Origin of the sequence: Agrobacterium sp. rho-8.1 (assembly GCF_033957725.1) — a bacterium.
Taxonomy (GTDB): domain Bacteria; phylum Pseudomonadota; class Alphaproteobacteria; order Rhizobiales; family Rhizobiaceae; genus Agrobacterium.
In genome coordinates, this window is record NZ_CP192794.1 from 61,639 (window position 1) to 76,871 (window position 15,233).

Below are 15,233 nucleotides of genomic sequence, written 5' to 3' on the forward strand. Positions count from 1 at the left end.
CATAGTCCAAGCAGGGGAGCTTTCATGATGATTACCAAACGCGTTCTTCCAGCCCTTTTCTTCACACTCGTTTCAACAACAGCCTTCGCCGCCGTCAATGGTCCGGTGAAATCTGTAACCCTGTCGTCCGGAGGTCTGGCCGAAATCATCAGGTCTGCTGAGGTCGGCATAGATTCTGAAATCACCATTGAGGTCCCGCTCGACCAGATTGACGATGTCCTGAAAAGCCTGGTTGTCCGTGACGGCATGGGGCAGGTCAAGAACCTGTCGCTTGCGGGGCCAAATCCCCTTGAGGAGACCTTCCGGACGCTGCCTTTCAAGGCTTCGGACCTGTCCTCGATGCCAAAGCTTTTGGATGCTATCAAGGGAACGCGGGTCAAGGCAGGCGACAAGGAAGGTATTGTTCTAGGCGTAACCGCCATCGAAGGCGAAAAGACGCCCAAGGCCTGGCAACTATCCCTGATGACGGATGATGGCGAAATTGCCATGGCTGCAATGCCGGGGACAAAGGTCGAAATTCTCGATGCCATTGTCAAAGCAAAGCTTAAGACAGCCATGGATGTTATTGCCAGAGGCAACACCGATGGTGCGCGGACTGTGACTTTGAAGCTGGACGGATCGGCAGCGCGGAACGTCGATATTTCCTACGTGGTTCCGGCACCGATCTGGAAAACATCATATCGTCTGGTGACCAGCAAGGAAGGCGAAGTTCGGCTGCAAGCTTGGGCGGTGTTCGAAAATGCATCGGGAGAGGACTGGACCAACGTAGGCGTGACACTCTCTTCGGGCAAGCCGGTCACTCTCAAGCAGGCACTCCATCAACATTTCATGCGTGACCGCACCGAAGTGCCAATCGACACCGCATCGGCGATCCTCCCACAAGCGATGGCAAAGCCGATAATGGAGCGCGCAAACCGGGTCGAGGCCGCGCCAATGGCTGGCTCAATGGATTTTGAGGCATCAGCGCCAGCTCCCTTCGCAATGGCGCTAGGCCAGCAGTCGAACGCGGCCGAGCAGGATGTGACATCCACATTCGCGCTCAAAGGCACCTACAACATCAAGAATGGCGATACGGTGTCCGTTCCCATCATCGATCAAGGCGTGAAGGCCGAAATGGTCTCGCTCTACCGGGCAGGCATGGCAAGCAACCATCCGGTTGCTGCTGCTTTGATTGAAAACAACGCGGGGATTAGCCTGCCGCCGGGCATCATGACCGTTTACGACGACAAAGTCGGATATGTTGGGGATGCTCAGATCAACGGCCTACCACGAGACGGAAAGCAGTCCGTGAGCTTTGCTGTCGACCAGAAAGTCAACGTTGCCTCGTCCGTCAAAACAGATCAGCGGATCGTCAGCCTCAAGGTGGTCGATGGCATGATCCACACGAAGTCTTCCACTGTCGAGACGGCGACCTACGACATAACCGGTGCTCAGGATGGCGAGCGGACGGTCGTCATCGAGATCCCCAGGCGTAGCGGCTGGACGTTCAAGGCTGAAGGTCAGGATGAGGCCACCGTCGGCGACTATCGCATCAAGGCCAAGCTGAAGGCCGGTGAACTTAAAAGTGCCGAAACTCGGTTCGAATTGGTCAACGACGAAACCATCTCACTCATCGATGCGGACGCCTTTACTCTTGTAGCTTGGCAGGATGCAGCAGCGGATGCCGAGACGAAGGCAAAGCTTGCTGAACTTGCAAATGCACGGCGGAGCCAGAATGACGCGCAGGTAAAGCTGCAAGTGCTAGATCAGGACTACAGCCGGGCGGCAGAAGAGCAGGCTCGGGTCCGTGAAAATCTGCAAGCTGTCGGTGAAGGAGATACGAAAAATCGCTTCGACAAGCAACTCAATGTGCTGGAAGACAAGCTTGGCTCAATCGAAGGTCAGCGGATCGAGCAGCGAAAGGTTCTGGACGACTTCACCGAGAAGGTCGGCAACATCATTAGGACGTTCTGACAGGCATCGCTAAAGCTAGGGCGCGGAAAGCGCGCCGGGCAGAGGACTTGCGGCGTCACGAGAGGCAGCGCGAAGAACAGAGGCGTATGGATGAACAAAGAGCAATCGATCGTCGCTTTTAACGCAGTGCTGCGGTCAGGTGCCTGCGTTTGATGAGAATTTTAGTTCTCGGAGCGAACGGCTTTATCGGCACCTCAATTGTAACCCGGCTTATCGCAGACGGGCATCAAGTGACCGGTTTCGGGCGGCATGTGGAGCGAGCGAAGCATAAGCGGGTGTCGGTAGAATGGGTAGCAGGCGACCTAGCCGCTATGACAAGAGCCGAAACGTGGCGAGATTTGATCGACGGCAAACAGGCCATCGTCAATTGCGCGGGCGCTTTGCAAGACGGTTTGGCCGATGACCTGGTTGCATCTCAGGACCGGGCCATGGCGGCGCTGTATAAAGCGGCGTCAATGGCAGGCGTGGGGCGCATAATCCAGATCTCTGCCCGTACAGACGGCGGTGCCGGCACACTTCCATTCTTAGCGACAAAGCGTCGAGCTGATGAGGCTTTGGCCGCGAGCGAGCTGGAACACGTTATCCTGCGGCCTGCGCTCGTGCTTGGCCGCAATGCTTATGGCGGAAGCGCGTTGTTGCGTTCTCTTGCCAGTATGCCTTTCGTTCTTCCGCTCATTCATGCCGGTAGCAAGGTCCAGACTGTAGCCGTCGATGATGTTGCAGAAGCGGTTGCTGTGGCTGTGAACGGTGGTCTTCCGTCTGGCACTGACATCGATCTTGCTGCGAGTGAGCAAATGACCTTGGGCGAGCTAGTGCAACTGCACCGGCAATGGCTTGGGCTCGCGCCTGCAAAGATTGTCGCCGTTCCTTCTGCCGCAGGCAGGATCGTCACCTATCTGGCCGACATTGCGGGGCAACTTGGCTGGCGCTCGCCGCTGCGCTCAACAGCAATGAAGGTGATGGAGGCGGGGGTAACGATCCGCCAGTCTGTGCAGGCGCCTGCCTTGGCTCGCACGGCTCAACAGACGTTGGACGCTCACCCTTCCGGCGTTCAGGATCTTTGGTTTGCCCGGCTGTACCTCCTGAAGCCTATCGTCATCGTTATCCTTGCTGCGTTCTGGCTGTTGTCGGGCCTCGTTCCGCTTGCGAACCCTTCTCGCGCTGCAACGCACTTCCTCCCTTTCATGTCACCAGCAATGGCAATGGGTGTCACCCTTGCGACTTGTGCGCTCGATGTGGCGTTGGGGTTATTTGTGCTGATGCGGCCTTTCGCCCGAAGGGCGATGATCGGAATGCTGATCGTCTCGGCGTCTTATCTCGCTGGCGGGACAATCTTGGAGCCAGGTCTATGGCTTGATCCTCTCGGGCCTCTGGTGAAAGTGCTTCCGTCAATTGCGCTTTGCTTTGTGGCGCTGGCAACGTTGGATGAGAGATGATGGATCTCACGGAGTGGCTGCGTCTTGCGCATGTCGTCGGAGCGACGGTCTTGTTCGGGACCGGCGCAGGCATAGCCTTCTTCATGGTCATGGTACGACAAACCGATAATCCGGCGCTCATTGCGCATGTATCGGGGACCGTGGTCATAGCCGACACGCTGTTTACGGCCACTGCTGCCGTTGTTCAGCCAATCACGGGATACTTCCTCGCGGAGAGTATCGGCTGGTCGCTAACTGAAGGCTGGATAGCGCTGTCGCTCGTTCTCTACGTGTTCACGGGACTATTCTGGCTTCCTGTCGTCTGGATACAGATCCGCTTGCGGGATCTCGCAAGGTCAGCCGCTTCCTTGGGGGAGCCGCTACCGGCGCAATGGTATCGGCTCTATCGCATCTGGTTTGCCTGCGGTTTCCCTGCGTTTTTCGCCGTCCTAGCCATCATATGGCTCATGCTCGCAAAGCCGGATATCTCCTTCTAAAATAGCTGCGATCAATCCTGCAGGGAGATCGAGCGAATCCGAGTTGACTCGACCCAATATGAGAACATAATAAGAACAGAAATAACAGCCAGCAATGCCGAGGCTTTCTATGAAAACCAATTTTTCGGCCATTGAGCCTGTTTCCGTCGATTATATCGTTCGCGAGATCAAGACTGCTGGATTGCGGATTTCAGCCGGGTTCCCGTCACCGGCAGGCGACGACTTAGAAGATCCAATAGACCTCATAGCTTGGATGGTACGACACGAACACGCGACATTCTGGTATCGCGTGAGTGGCAACTCCCTGTGTCGCGCAGGCATCCTTGATGGCGATTTCGTCGCCATTGATCGGGCAGGAAAGGTGAAGCCAGGACGAACGGTCCTTGCCTACCACAACGGCGACATGCTCCTGAAAGTGCTGACACAGCGCGACGGTCGAATGTGGCTTGAGGCGCGTTCCGACGAACGCTACCCGCCGCTCGCCGTGCTCGAAACCACTGAAATATTCGGCATCGTCGCGGGTATCGCCCGTCGCTATCCAGTCGATTGAAGCCATGGCTGAACCGATAGCGCTGATCGACTGCAATAATTTTTATGTTTCTTGCGAGCGGCTTTTCGACCCGCGCTTGCGCGACAAGCCCGTGGTTGTCCTGTCAAATAACGATGGCTGCGCCGTCGCGAGATCGAATGAAGCGAAGGCCCTTGGCATCGGGATGGGGGAGCCCGCGCACCATTTTAAGCAGAAGACGAAAGAGCACGGCATTCGTCTCTTTTCATCGAACTATACGCTTTATGGCGACATTAGCCGCAGAGTGGCGGCGACGATTGCCGACTTTTCCCCGAGAACAGAAGTTTACTCGATAGACGAGACTTTCGTTGATCTTTCTGGCTTCGGTGGACGAATGCTCGATCATGCGACCGAGATGAGGGAAACCGTCCGCCAGAATACAGGAATCCCAACCTGCATTGGGATCGGGCCGACCAAGACGCTCGCGAAGTTCGCGAATTTCATTGCGAAGAAAAACCCGGTCTTCAATGGTGTCGCGGACCTGATGAACACGGAGATCGCGGGCTATTGCATGGCTCGCACCGATGTTTCGGAAGTGTGGGGCGTGGGATCGAGAACGACCGCCAAGCTTCGAGAGATCGGAATTCACACCGTCTCGCAGTTGCGCGACATGCCCCTTCCGCTCGCTCGAAAGATCGGAACAGTCGTGCTTGAGCGCACCGTGTCCGAGTTGAATGGGCTGCGTTGCATCGACATTCAGGACATCGAACCAACCCGTAAAGGAATGGCCGTCACAAGATCCGCTGGCAGTCCCATGACATCTCTCGCCGTGTTGCAGCAGGCGATCACCGCCCATGCGACCAGAGCGGCCGAGAAGCTTCGCAATCATGGCCTCGTCGCCAGCCATATGCAGGTTTTCTTTCACACCAACCCGCACAACGGAACGGCTCGCGATAGCGGATCGAGGACAGCTCGTCTTTCCCCACCGTCAAACGCGACAACCTCGCTCGTCGGCACCGCCCTTGTCTGCGCCGCCAGAGCTTGGAAGGGCGATCCAGAGGGGAATGGTTTTGCTTATACCAAGGCCGGGATCATATTGGATGACCTTATTCCCGCCGAGCTTGCTCCCGTTGACCTCTTCGCACATGAACAGGAGCGATCAGGAAGGCTGTCAGCGGCCCTTGATGCAGTGAACGACCGATGGGGCAAGAAAACCCTGATTCTCGCATCAGAGGGCTTTAAACAGCCCTTTGCGACCAAAGCGGATATGAGATCGCCGCGCTATACCACGCGGCTATCCGATTTGCCTGTTGCAAAAGCTTAACTGTTGCGCCGACGGTAGACGGCGATTGGGGAGATTGACCGACTCGTGGCCGAGAAATAGGCTGAGCGCCTCATCAACTTCTCGATTGACTACAGGCTTTCGAGGCGATGCGTGGTACGGTCTGCTACTCGCTCAGCTCGCACCAACGATTCCCCGACCTCCTCTGGAAGCGTGTAGGTCATGTAGGAGAGTGACGTTTCCAAGTCGTTGTTGTTGTGACCGAGGATGGCGGCGAAATAGCTGTTCTTCGATACCGTCTTAGGCGCAAAATTGTGGTACGCTACCTCCGCGTAGAGGTGCCGAAGTCCATAGGGCTTGGGATCTTCTTCTTTCGGCCACAGCTTTCCGAACAGTTCGATGACAGCATCACGCAGCGGTAGTCGTGCGTCGTCGCTGAAGTCGTTGAGCTTCATCTGTAGCCACAGTTTACCTTGGCTGCTTGCGCGAAGCCGCTGATAGGCGTCAAGGACGAGCGTTGCGGGTGCCAGTGTCGGGATTTCGTAGGTCATCCCGAATTTGGTGCCCTCACGCTCTTTCGTCTTCGCCTGGCCCTTGAAAAGGACGCTCCATTTGGAGACGCCTTTTGCGTAGGGTGCGGGAGAAAACTCGGCGCGGGTGAACACCTCAAACGGACGCCGGCCAGTCGTGCCGATCAGGCCTATGGCAACTTCCATCGGTTTTTCAGACTTAAGCAGGTCGGTGCAGATCCGCACGACCTCCTTGTAATTTTCGAAGGTGATGAGCGATCCATGCTTGACGGCTATCGTGGCCATCTTCCGCTTTCTGGCCTCATCATACATTGCAGGATCGCCCGAAGCGATCTTCATCATAGGATGTTCTTCACCGAACGCCTCACGAATGGCATTTCGATATCTGGTTACATAAGATATGATCGTGGTGAGAGCCTTGCCCTCATGCACTTTCAGCTCGCTTTGCCAAAGGGCCTGCATCCCTGCCTTGTCGCTGATATCGTTAAGAGCCTCAATGAATGAGGAGATCTGCAATAGTAGCGTCGGCTTGCGACCTACAATATTCTCTTCGGCGCGTTCGATGCGCTCCTCGATCGACGCGGCGACGCCTGACTGAGGGAGGTCGGCAGCGGCAATATAGCTCTTTAAGCGGTCGCGCAGCTTGCGCATGTTGCAGATGGCAACGGGTGTGTTCTTATCCCCAAAGGCCTCTTTCAACGCCTTCCGGTATTTGTTGATGTATAGCTCGATCGTCTTTTCCGTGCGGCCATTTTCGAAGTGGTACCGAACCTCAGCGTCCCAAAGCACGCTGATTTCCTTCCCGTCGAAATCGCCATTAGCATCCTTCGTCGCCGCGACAAGGCCGACGAAATCGTTGATGCGATCTGTCAGCACAGGGACCTTAGTTTTTGCTTTCGTGTTGACCATTGATCCGCTCCTTGAGTTGCCCCATACATATATAAACCATGCAAATCAGGCAAGGGTATATATTGCGAAAAAATATATGTGAGGGATCTTTACAAGAGCCTTTTACGAGACCTAGGTTTTCCAGCCCTTGGGGCCGAAGCCCGGTTCGTAGTAACCGGGCGAAGCAGGCGCAGGCCTGAACGCGCTAATCCAAATTGCGCCGAAGAGAAGGCCGAAGCCTGTGGTAAAATACCGCCGGCACGGCTTCCATTAATTACGGGGCATCATCGGGGGTCTCAAGGCTCAAAGTGGGAGGACGGACCCGGACCCGGTTGGTCGAGTTGGAGGGCCTTGGTCATCTCGCGGTGTTCGAATGCGGGCCGGTAGGTTTTTATGTCATCCCTGGTCATTCCCAAGCGCTCGGCAAGCGGTTCCCAATTGGTATTGATCGTCGTCGCCATATCGTGGATGTTCTGTGCGGCCTGGTCCTCTGTGAGATCGAAGAACGGCGCGTGCTCGATCAGCGCGTCCAGGTTCGCCTCGCTGCCGGAAATCTCCGAGATCGCGGTTTTCAGTTCCCGGTGACGTTCCGGTGCCGGATTTACGTCGAAGATATGTGACAGGCGCCATTGATCGTTGCCGGTATATAGAAATCCATGGTTCTTCAGATGGTCATCCACGTTCGAGACGAGGATGGTGAAGCCCACTCGATTGAACAGCTCGGATAGATCACGCTTCGGACTGTCGGAGTGCCGCCTTATTGCCTCGGCCAACTGAGTGTACGTGCCAGAGGTAGCGTCGGCTGCTTCAAGCATGGTTTGAGCTGATATGTAGGGGAGACGGCCGGCAGCGGTCCTGTCGAAACGCCTTATAAGCGCAACGGGCAAGCCGTCGCTCATATCGAGGCGAGCGGACGGTGCGTTCAAACCGCACTGTTGTGCAAGGTTCAGTGTCAGCACTTCGGCGCGCTCGACATTCTCCGTGTCTCTGATCGAGGTGAATTTCGCGATGAGCAGCGTCCCGTCCGTATCAACAACGGAGCATTTCGGCCGTGCGCCACCGAGCGCGCTCCCGATTTGTCGTAAACGCTTGAGTGCTTCAGCGGTTTGGGGGTTTTCCCGCTCAAGGCTGGCGATCGACTGCCCGAGTTGATTGAGCTGAAGAAGCGGGGGGATCTCGTGCCGCCCTCCAGGCTGGCTTGAAAGAAAGGGCTGATCATCGCCCTCCTCGCGGATGCGCAGCGCGCCTAGCCGGCTGAAATCATCGACCGATAGCAGGTAGTCCAGCTCATTGAGGGGAGAGGTATCTTTCCGGTTCTCGCGAGCATCCCTGCGGATGATATTTCTACCCCAGGAGTCGGGGGTGGTGTCTGCGATCGGCATCGGAAGCGGTGAGACATAATCGCCATCCTTCTTGTAGAAAAACTGGCCTCCATCGAGAGGCATTGACGGCGCGATCGCAAATCCACGAGGGTTATCAATCCAAGTGTCTGCATACTCGAAACTGCTGAATTCGCGGTTGCCTTGGGCTTCAAAGCGCAAAGTCCCAACAAGGATACCACTGTTGCCGATACAGACTTGCAGTGCTTTTGCCATCAGAATGCCTCTCCAAAATCTTCGTCATGGTGTGGGACAGTCGCTGGTCTCGCCTGGTCGATTGTCGTTCTGGCTGGTTTTCGCCGGGGGCCGCGCACTCTTTGTGGAAGCTGCTGATTTTCGAGCATCAGCCCTACATCGTCGCCTCCGACATCGAGAAGGTTGGCCAGGCGTTTGCCTTCACCGAGGACGACGAGCACCATCGCGAGTGTCGCGAGCGAAACACCGGGATCACCATTTTCAAGTCGACGAATGGTCGGCAGGGTAACGCCAGCACCATCTGCCAGTCGCTGCTGCGTAATCTTCCGCCGTTTCCGAGCAGCACTGATGTCGGCCCCGAGCTTCTTTAGCCCGTTAATAGCGTTGAGAGAAGGGAGGGTACTGTTTTTCATAATGCAATATGGATATTCTATTCAGACATTTAATGCAACATCTATGATGCATTAGAATGATTTTCGCCGGTCCTCACCGGAAGGACGTTGATTGACTTCACACCGATGAGAGCAATAGAAACAACGACAACACAACGTTTAGAGCGGATGGGCAACGATATGGACGCTGAAAATACGCCCGAGGTGCATAAGCTTCATTGGTGGTTTTTTGCGATAAAGCTTATTCCTTGGATCATTTTGATGGTTGTATTCATCATTATCGGTCAAGTCGTAGCGTTGTGGCCGATCCTTTCAGATTTCTACAGCCAGTATTACTATATTGGTGCGTTCATCATTCTAGGATTGATGACGGTTGGGTTTGTAATCGGCTATCTCCAATGGATCTATACGACATTAACGTTGGGGGAGGGATATCTCGTCTTCTCGCAGGGAATCATTAGTCGCCGGGTGGCCAAAATTCCATTGCAGGAGATCGCGAGTATCGACTTACAGCAGTCGATTTTCCAACGCTTCCTGAAAACCGGTGATTTGGTGGTTGATATGAGAGGCGCGTCTCTGTTGCGGATGTACGGATTGGATGATCCGGCTTCAATCCAGAATCGCGTGATGGAAATGCGCAGACCTGGGAGGATTTGAATGTGATTTTCCTGATCAAAGCTATCGCAGTTTGTATTTTCATCTACGGCACCGGCTTTGGTGGCGCAGCAGAGGGCCTGCCTGAGAAATTGCACTCTGGTCTTGCCGGTGATGCAATCTGGCTCTTCCTACCCCGATTTTTGCCGTTCGGCATTGCCTCGGTGATATTCTGGTGTTTGGCCGACTTTTATAAGTCGAGGCAACTAGACAGGGCATCAAGACGCGACATTGAAACCGGTCATGATGGACCGCACGATAGGAGATAGAATTGAAGAAGACGTTTTTTGCAGCAGTCACACTGGTGGCCGCATTACCGTTTTTGGCATCAGCTCAGGATTTCCCTGCCGTCGATGATACTCCAGCAGATACTCGTTTCGATCGATCTCTCAATTTCGACGTTCTTGGCATCCGCCCTGGCGATACCCAAGACGAAGTAAGGGCAAAGCTGAAAGAGCTATTTCCTGACGACAATGGTGTGGCTGATGTTCGGATGCAGGGCAATGTTGCCAGTCCAAATGGCGCACAGGTGAAAATCGATTTTGTGTCCGAGTTGAGGCGTGGAGCTGATAGCGGACAGCCCCCGTTGTATCGGAAGGGCAAAGCTGGCGATTGGCCGATCGTCTATTTCAGCTCGCCGATTTACGGGAACCGCGCTGCGGGTTTAGAGCGCGCGCTGTATTTCGGCCCTGAAGAGATGATGAGCGCCGAAGCTATGCGCGTAACGGTCGAGGAAAAATATGGCCGACCAACCATCACCAACAAAGATGCATCCGGTCACGTCACGAGTGTCGCTTATTTCTATGCAGGGGGAAAGCTTCTCCCCGAAACGGGATGGCAGCATGCGAATTGCAGCAATGGAGCGGGCGACTGCGGGTCTTTTATCTCTGGGTATGAGCCCAGGAATGGGACGCCCGTAAAAGCACTCAAAGCCAAGGAGCCATGTGCGGCAATGGCGGAGTGGGTTTATCAAGGCAAGGGAGCGTTCGACTACAAGTTCAATGACCTCGTCATTGATGATAAGAGCTGCGACGGCATCATGACCGTAAGTTTCAACGGGGATTCACCTGCCAAGTTGGATTGGGTGGTATTCGGCCTTTACGACGTGAAGCGCCTTTACGGCCATCGTGTCGCGCTCGATGCGGCAATCACGAAGGAGCTGCAATCCCCCACCAGCGCGCCGGCATCGGCAAAGCCGCGCTTATGAACCCAAGGAGCAGCGATCAACGTGGTATGAATCCAGAGCGCCCAGAATAACGCGGGAAGGCGACACAAATTGGTAGAAAAGAAGAAACCGAATGACATCGATGTCAATGTTGGCCGACGCATTCGCTTGCAGAGGACGGTGTTGGGTATGAGCCAAACCACCTTGGCCGATGCTCTTGGCATCACGTTTCAGCAGGTGCAGAAATATGAGAAGGGCACGAACCGCGTAGGTGCCAGCCGCCTCCAGCACATCGCCAGCTTCCTTAGTGTTCCAATCGCATATTTCTTCGAAGGTATGCCTGCGTCTGCTGAGAACGATCAAACGGGAGGTGCGCAGGCTGTACCGGAAGCAAACTTGGTGACAACCTTCCTTGGGACACCAGAGGGGTTAGCGCTGAATCGGGCGTTCACGAAAATCGCTGATCCAATTCTCAGAAAGAAAATCATAGCACTCGTGAAGTCTGTTGCCGTAAGCGACGACTCCGAGCCCGAGTCCGCTTAGGTTTCGCTGTTTTTCAGCGCCATGATCGTGCGGGAAGCCTGTGGCTCATTTTCTCTGGTCGTTGCTATAGCTAATTTGTCCATCAGTCCGGGCGCAAGCTGTTTCAGCAGCCTCCAGCCGTTCGAGTAAATGCCGGAAAGGATCATCCTCGCGATCGACCGGATCAAACCGATCACGAGCATTACGAAGCGCTTTCCGGTGCGGATCTTCACCGTGCCTAGCAATCATTGCTGGTTCCCCGTGTTTTTGGGCCGAACTTTCAAACGGGTGTTTGGTTCCACGACAAAGTGAAAGCGTTGGGATTTTGGGGGGGACGAAGGGGCGCGAACGCCCCTTCCTTTTTGCTTACGGAAGCCAGTGGGTGCGACGGCAAAGACCGTCCAGCCAATCCGCCATAGCTCGATATCCGAGCTTGACGATGCGACCAGCGCGGAGCCCGATCCCTGGGGAGCCTGTTGCCAGCAGGCCTATAGTGAATGCGATGATGGCGAGGATAGTAGCTTCTGTCGATGTGCTCATTTTCATCTCCGTGTTTGAGCCGCAGGCTCTCTTTTGCCTGCACAAAGATTCTCGCCCGCTTCCTTGCAAGGGACAAACCGGCCAATTCGCCGTTAGAGATTTTCTTTTGGATCAGGATGTCTTGTTCTGGCTTTTCACCAGTCGATAGTCCTTCGTCACGGTCCCCGTCTCGCTCGCCGCACCGATCATGGCGGCTCTCACCCATACGGTTTTCTCTGGCAGGCGACGGAGGTGCCCCCTGCGAAGGTGAAGGCGTGGGCTGGCGTGCGAACCGCCTGCGGTTCCTTCGCCACGCATGGCCGGGCGATCAGCGGCCAGCGCCAGAACCTTGTACGAGAAAAAGGGCTCTTTGCCTTTGGCGATCCGAGCCTTGTTGAGCTTTGCGGCTGGTTCGACTTCTGATGTCGCGACGTTCTCGCAATTGAGGACTGCGCACGCTTGAATGACGGCAAGACCTTCATCGCGGCTGTCGTTCATGATGTTTGCAAAACCTGTCTCGCGGCCATGGCTGGCAGTGACGGATTCGAAATGCTCCAGTTGCAGGATGAAAGGTTCGGCCGCGAATTGCCGGGCCTTTTTTGGGAGGAGGCCAGCGCTGTTAAGCGCCTCCATTGCTTTGGCGCTGAGCGGGCTGACTTTTGCCTTGTCGATTTCTGCCATGGTATTTTCGTAGGGGATGAATGCGCCGCCGATCCCGACGTTCCAGAATCCTACGTTATCGATCCACGAGATTGGGAGGACAAAGACGCCACTTTGCGGAAAACGTTCCAGAACAATGTTGAGGTGCGCCAGTTGCGGCGGTGTCGCTTCAGGCTCCCAACACAGCGCAATGCGTCTGGTTGACTTGTAATGATCGAGGTATCCCGCGTCTACCGCATCGACCTTTTGCCATGGAGCTTCGAATGTCGTGATTGGATACGGCAGCTTCAGAAGATCGATGTGCGCTTGGGAAACGTGCATGGGATCGAGCAGCTCTGCACAGTTCGGAAGTAGAAACTTGACCGACTTTCGCAGCATGTCGCTAACAGCTTGGATTGCATCCCTAGACTGCGCGAAGTGCGGCGGCAGACGCTTCAGGGTCTCTTTTATGCTTTCGATGGCATGAGCGCTGTAGTTCAGCGCCGTGATATTTTCGTCAGTCTCCATCTCACTCCCCTTGCCCGTACACGGCTTCTAGGAGGCCACGAGCGTCCGCGTCCTGAATAGCCTGCAAGGCCGCTGAATGTCCTGCGGTGTTGTCGCGCTCGCGCCCGTAGCGTGTCTCGACATCCTGCCTGAGACGGTTGATCAACTCGTCCTTGTTGCTTTGCGGATGAACGGCATAATGCTCCGCTGCTGCGAAGGCGACGTGCGGGATCGTAAACTCGTCGAGTGTGGGTTCTACTGGTTCCGCAGGCGTACTCTGCTTCATGATTGGCACCATTGGTTTCGATCACGGTAGCCGCCTTGGTAGGCATGGCCAAGGCCAAGCTCGATCATCTGTTCGGCAATATCGCCTTGTTGCGTCACTACCCGCGTCAGGACACGACCGTACCGATCTTTGCCTTGAGCTTCGTACTTGATGCCGTGGCCAGTCATGAGGCTTTGGAGTTGCCGCGTTGCGCGATCTGCCAGCGCCCTTTCTGAAGCGCATCGAGCGCCATCTCCGGACTCCGGCGCATCATACCCTAAGATCCGGTACTTGATGCCCTCTCGCCAGAATGTGTCGCCATCGACAATGCAGGTTGTGCGCTTGCCGCTGGCACATATCGGCCACTGATCCTGCGCGGCCGGGGCCGACGACGCGAAGAGTGCTGCAAGGGCAGCGATGGTTCCGGTTCTGATGAACAATGGTTGGTCCTTTGAAAGTAGTACGGCTGAAATTTAGGCGGAGTGCGGGCGAAAGACGCCCTCGTTGATTGCCTGCCTAAGAAGGCGAAGCCACGCAAAGTAATTCCCCTCTTCATCGAGGTCAGAACCCATTGTCTCGGCCATCTCACTTCGTTCATTCTCAGATGTGCTTTGCAGAATAGGCCCATAGGTCGTTCGAAGCAGTGCCAGTTCCCTGAGATCATCCAACGTAACTGGCCGTCCATTGAAGTTAGGAACGCCTTGCTCATCTAATCTTGGTACGGGGATATCAAATTCGACACCGCTAGGATCTACGATGAGAACAGACGACATCAGTCCCTCCTCGTCATCGTGCTTGAGCGTAATGGTCGCCCCGTTATCGTAGAATGTTTCGGTTTTCACAATTTTACTCCTGTATCAATCATCAGTAGACGCTGAGTGGATTGCAATGACCCGACCGATCTCAGCGAGCACCTCCGTTTGGCTTCCGTGGAAGCGCTCGCTTCCTGTTGGGAAGTTGATCTCCCATGGGCTGTCGTTGTCGGGTCGAGTTGCTTCATAAATATCGCCTTGTGCGGTAGTGCGGGAGACTGTTTGCACGGTACTGATTTTCAATTTTGACATGATGCTCACCGTTGTTCAGAATTCGTAGGTGCGGCTTCCATCCGGCAAGTCGCACGCGATCTCGACATGGAGGCTTTCGATCTCCCCTGGCTCATAGTAGCGATCCCGCCATTTGATAGCGTTGTCGTGGCTGTTGGCGGTGTGTACGTCGCACTCACGCTCGTAGCCCGCGTTTTCAACGACTGTGTAACTTTTCTTCATTGTCCTGTCCTCAGAAAGCCAGGCTGCGCCTGCTGCGTGTGCAGCGATAGAGATAGATTCCGAAGCTCCATGAGCGGCAGAGGTGGGCGACACCCATGGGATTCTTCTGCGTTGCTGCGAGGAACGCGACGATCGCGGCGAGAGCGCAGATATCCTGAATGAGAGGCATGTATGGGGAGATGTCGAAGGCCCTGCGTTGAGGGACGTTGCAAAGCGTGATAGGTGGGCAAGACATGCAGCGATCGCTCCGTTTGCGATGAATATATATTGCGTTCTACATGGGAAATATATGCCAATATGGACGAATGCGCAATAGGAAATATATGTTGGTTTGTAATTTGTGTGTGCTGAGCTGCGACCGCCAACCCCAAGGGAAAGGCTGAGCGACCAGCGCGACGCATATAGAAGCCATGCTAGCACGCAAACCCACTGGCTTACAAGCATATATAATCCATATTTTACGATAATTTAGATGATTTTTACCGCGTAGCATAGATTTGCTTAGCTAAGTATAAATATAGTACAATTTGGCAGTGCTAGCTATAGAATGCGGGTATAAAAGGTATGATATACCCCGAATTAGTATAAAATAGTATAGAATATATACCCGGTGAGCGTGCCGTGTCCCTTGACGGTTGCCACATAGATAATACTATCC

20 protein-coding genes are annotated in these 15,233 nt (G+C 54.9%); 9 read left to right on the forward strand and 11 right to left on the reverse strand.

Going from position 1 to position 15,233, the window contains the following annotated elements; translation table 11 throughout:
* The first annotated feature begins 24 nt into the window (after window positions 1-24).
* From RMR21_RS26215 to RMR21_RS26235, 5 genes are all read left to right on the forward strand, one after another.
* Complete coding sequence (locus tag RMR21_RS26215) at window positions 25-1,953, forward strand: DUF4139 domain-containing protein (protein ID WP_320188643.1); 1,929 nt, start codon at window positions 25-27, stop codon at window positions 1,951-1,953.
* A 152-nt stretch (window positions 1,954-2,105) separates the two neighbouring features.
* Window positions 2,106-3,389 carry an SDR family oxidoreductase gene (locus RMR21_RS26220; protein ID WP_320188644.1) on the forward strand — a complete coding sequence of 428 codons (1,284 nt, stop codon included), beginning with the start codon at window positions 2,106-2,108 and terminating at the stop codon, window positions 3,387-3,389.
* Window positions 3,389-3,865, forward strand: a complete 477-nt coding sequence (locus tag RMR21_RS26225; protein ID WP_320188657.1) for a DUF2269 family protein — start codon at window positions 3,389-3,391, stop codon at window positions 3,863-3,865. The genes RMR21_RS26220 and RMR21_RS26225 overlap by 1 nt, the downstream gene beginning before the upstream one ends.
* Before the next feature lie 109 nt (window positions 3,866-3,974).
* Window positions 3,975-4,415, forward strand: a complete 441-nt coding sequence (locus RMR21_RS26230; protein WP_070150285.1) for a LexA family protein — start codon at window positions 3,975-3,977, stop codon at window positions 4,413-4,415.
* Between the two features lie 4 nt (window positions 4,416-4,419).
* Window positions 4,420-5,697, forward strand: coding sequence for a Y-family DNA polymerase (locus RMR21_RS26235; protein ID WP_320188645.1), 1,278 nt, complete (start codon window positions 4,420-4,422; stop codon window positions 5,695-5,697).
* Window positions 5,698-5,786: 89 nt separating this feature from the next.
* Here RMR21_RS26235 and RMR21_RS26240 read toward each other — a convergent pair whose 3' ends face one another.
* The 3 genes from RMR21_RS26240 to RMR21_RS26250 all read right to left on the reverse strand — a co-directional run bounded on the left by RMR21_RS26240 (window position 5,787) and on the right by RMR21_RS26250 (window position 9,060).
* Window positions 5,787-7,094: a telomere resolvase gene (locus RMR21_RS26240; RefSeq protein WP_320188646.1), complete on the reverse strand. Its 1,308-nt coding sequence runs from the start codon at window positions 7,092-7,094 to the stop codon at window positions 5,787-5,789.
* A 275-nt stretch (window positions 7,095-7,369) separates the two neighbouring features.
* A complete protein-coding gene (locus RMR21_RS26245; RefSeq protein WP_320188647.1) occupies window positions 7,370-8,668 on the reverse strand; it encodes a type II toxin-antitoxin system HipA family toxin in 1,299 nt (432 codons plus the stop codon).
* The gene (locus tag RMR21_RS26250; protein ID WP_407026490.1) at window positions 8,668-9,060 is read right to left on the reverse strand and encodes a helix-turn-helix domain-containing protein; all 393 of its coding nucleotides are present in this window, start codon (window positions 9,058-9,060) and stop codon (window positions 8,668-8,670) included. Before RMR21_RS26250 ends, RMR21_RS26245 begins: the two co-directional genes overlap by 1 nt.
* Window positions 9,061-9,147: 87 nt before the next feature.
* Between RMR21_RS26250 and RMR21_RS26255 the strand changes: the two genes are divergently transcribed.
* The 4 genes from RMR21_RS26255 (at window position 9,148) to RMR21_RS26270 (ending at window position 11,401) form a co-directional block, all read left to right on the forward strand.
* A complete protein-coding gene (locus RMR21_RS26255) occupies window positions 9,148-9,696 on the forward strand; it encodes a PH domain-containing protein (protein ID WP_234624990.1) in 549 nt (182 codons plus the stop codon).
* A 2-nt stretch (window positions 9,697-9,698) separates the two neighbouring features.
* Window positions 9,699-9,962 carry a hypothetical protein gene (locus RMR21_RS26260; protein ID WP_320188649.1) on the forward strand — a complete coding sequence of 88 codons (264 nt, stop codon included), beginning with the start codon at window positions 9,699-9,701 and terminating at the stop codon, window positions 9,960-9,962.
* Between the two features lie 2 nt (window positions 9,963-9,964).
* A complete protein-coding gene (locus tag RMR21_RS26265; RefSeq protein ID WP_320188650.1) occupies window positions 9,965-10,900 on the forward strand; it encodes a hypothetical protein in 936 nt (311 codons plus the stop codon).
* A gap of 69 nt (window positions 10,901-10,969) precedes the next feature.
* Window positions 10,970-11,401 (forward strand): helix-turn-helix domain-containing protein, encoded by a 432-nt coding sequence (locus tag RMR21_RS26270; RefSeq protein ID WP_234624987.1) that lies wholly within the window; start codon window positions 10,970-10,972, stop codon window positions 11,399-11,401.
* Here the strand turns inward: RMR21_RS26270 and RMR21_RS26275 are convergent.
* The 8 genes from RMR21_RS26275 to RMR21_RS26310 all read right to left on the reverse strand — a co-directional run bounded on the left by RMR21_RS26275 (window position 11,398) and on the right by RMR21_RS26310 (window position 14,575).
* Window positions 11,398-11,583, reverse strand: coding sequence for a hypothetical protein (locus tag RMR21_RS26275; RefSeq protein ID WP_432331989.1), 186 nt, complete (start codon window positions 11,581-11,583; stop codon window positions 11,398-11,400). The two genes, RMR21_RS26270 and RMR21_RS26275, sit on opposite strands and share 4 nt — an antisense overlap.
* 163 nt (window positions 11,584-11,746) lie before the next feature.
* Window positions 11,747-11,920: a hypothetical protein gene (locus RMR21_RS26280; protein ID WP_320188652.1), complete on the reverse strand. Its 174-nt coding sequence runs from the start codon at window positions 11,918-11,920 to the stop codon at window positions 11,747-11,749.
* 111 nt (window positions 11,921-12,031) lie between these two features.
* A complete protein-coding gene (locus RMR21_RS26285) occupies window positions 12,032-13,066 on the reverse strand; it encodes a hypothetical protein (RefSeq protein WP_320188653.1) in 1,035 nt (344 codons plus the stop codon).
* 1 nt (window position 13,067) lies between these two features.
* Window positions 13,068-13,331, reverse strand: coding sequence for a hypothetical protein (locus RMR21_RS26290; protein ID WP_234624984.1), 264 nt, complete (start codon window positions 13,329-13,331; stop codon window positions 13,068-13,070).
* The gene (locus RMR21_RS26295) at window positions 13,328-13,750 is read right to left on the reverse strand and encodes a thermonuclease family protein (protein ID WP_320188654.1); all 423 of its coding nucleotides are present in this window, start codon (window positions 13,748-13,750) and stop codon (window positions 13,328-13,330) included. The genes RMR21_RS26290 and RMR21_RS26295 overlap by 4 nt, the downstream gene beginning before the upstream one ends.
* A gap of 33 nt (window positions 13,751-13,783) precedes the next feature.
* Window positions 13,784-14,152, reverse strand: coding sequence for a hypothetical protein (locus RMR21_RS26300; protein WP_320188655.1), 369 nt, complete (start codon window positions 14,150-14,152; stop codon window positions 13,784-13,786).
* Between the two features lie 15 nt (window positions 14,153-14,167).
* On the reverse strand, window positions 14,168-14,374 hold the full coding sequence (locus tag RMR21_RS26305; RefSeq protein ID WP_234624981.1) for a hypothetical protein: 207 nt from the start codon (window positions 14,372-14,374) through the stop codon (window positions 14,168-14,170).
* A 15-nt stretch (window positions 14,375-14,389) separates the two neighbouring features.
* Window positions 14,390-14,575, reverse strand: a complete 186-nt coding sequence (locus tag RMR21_RS26310) for a hypothetical protein (RefSeq protein WP_234624980.1) — start codon at window positions 14,573-14,575, stop codon at window positions 14,390-14,392.
* Window positions 14,576-15,233 lie beyond the last annotated feature (658 nt).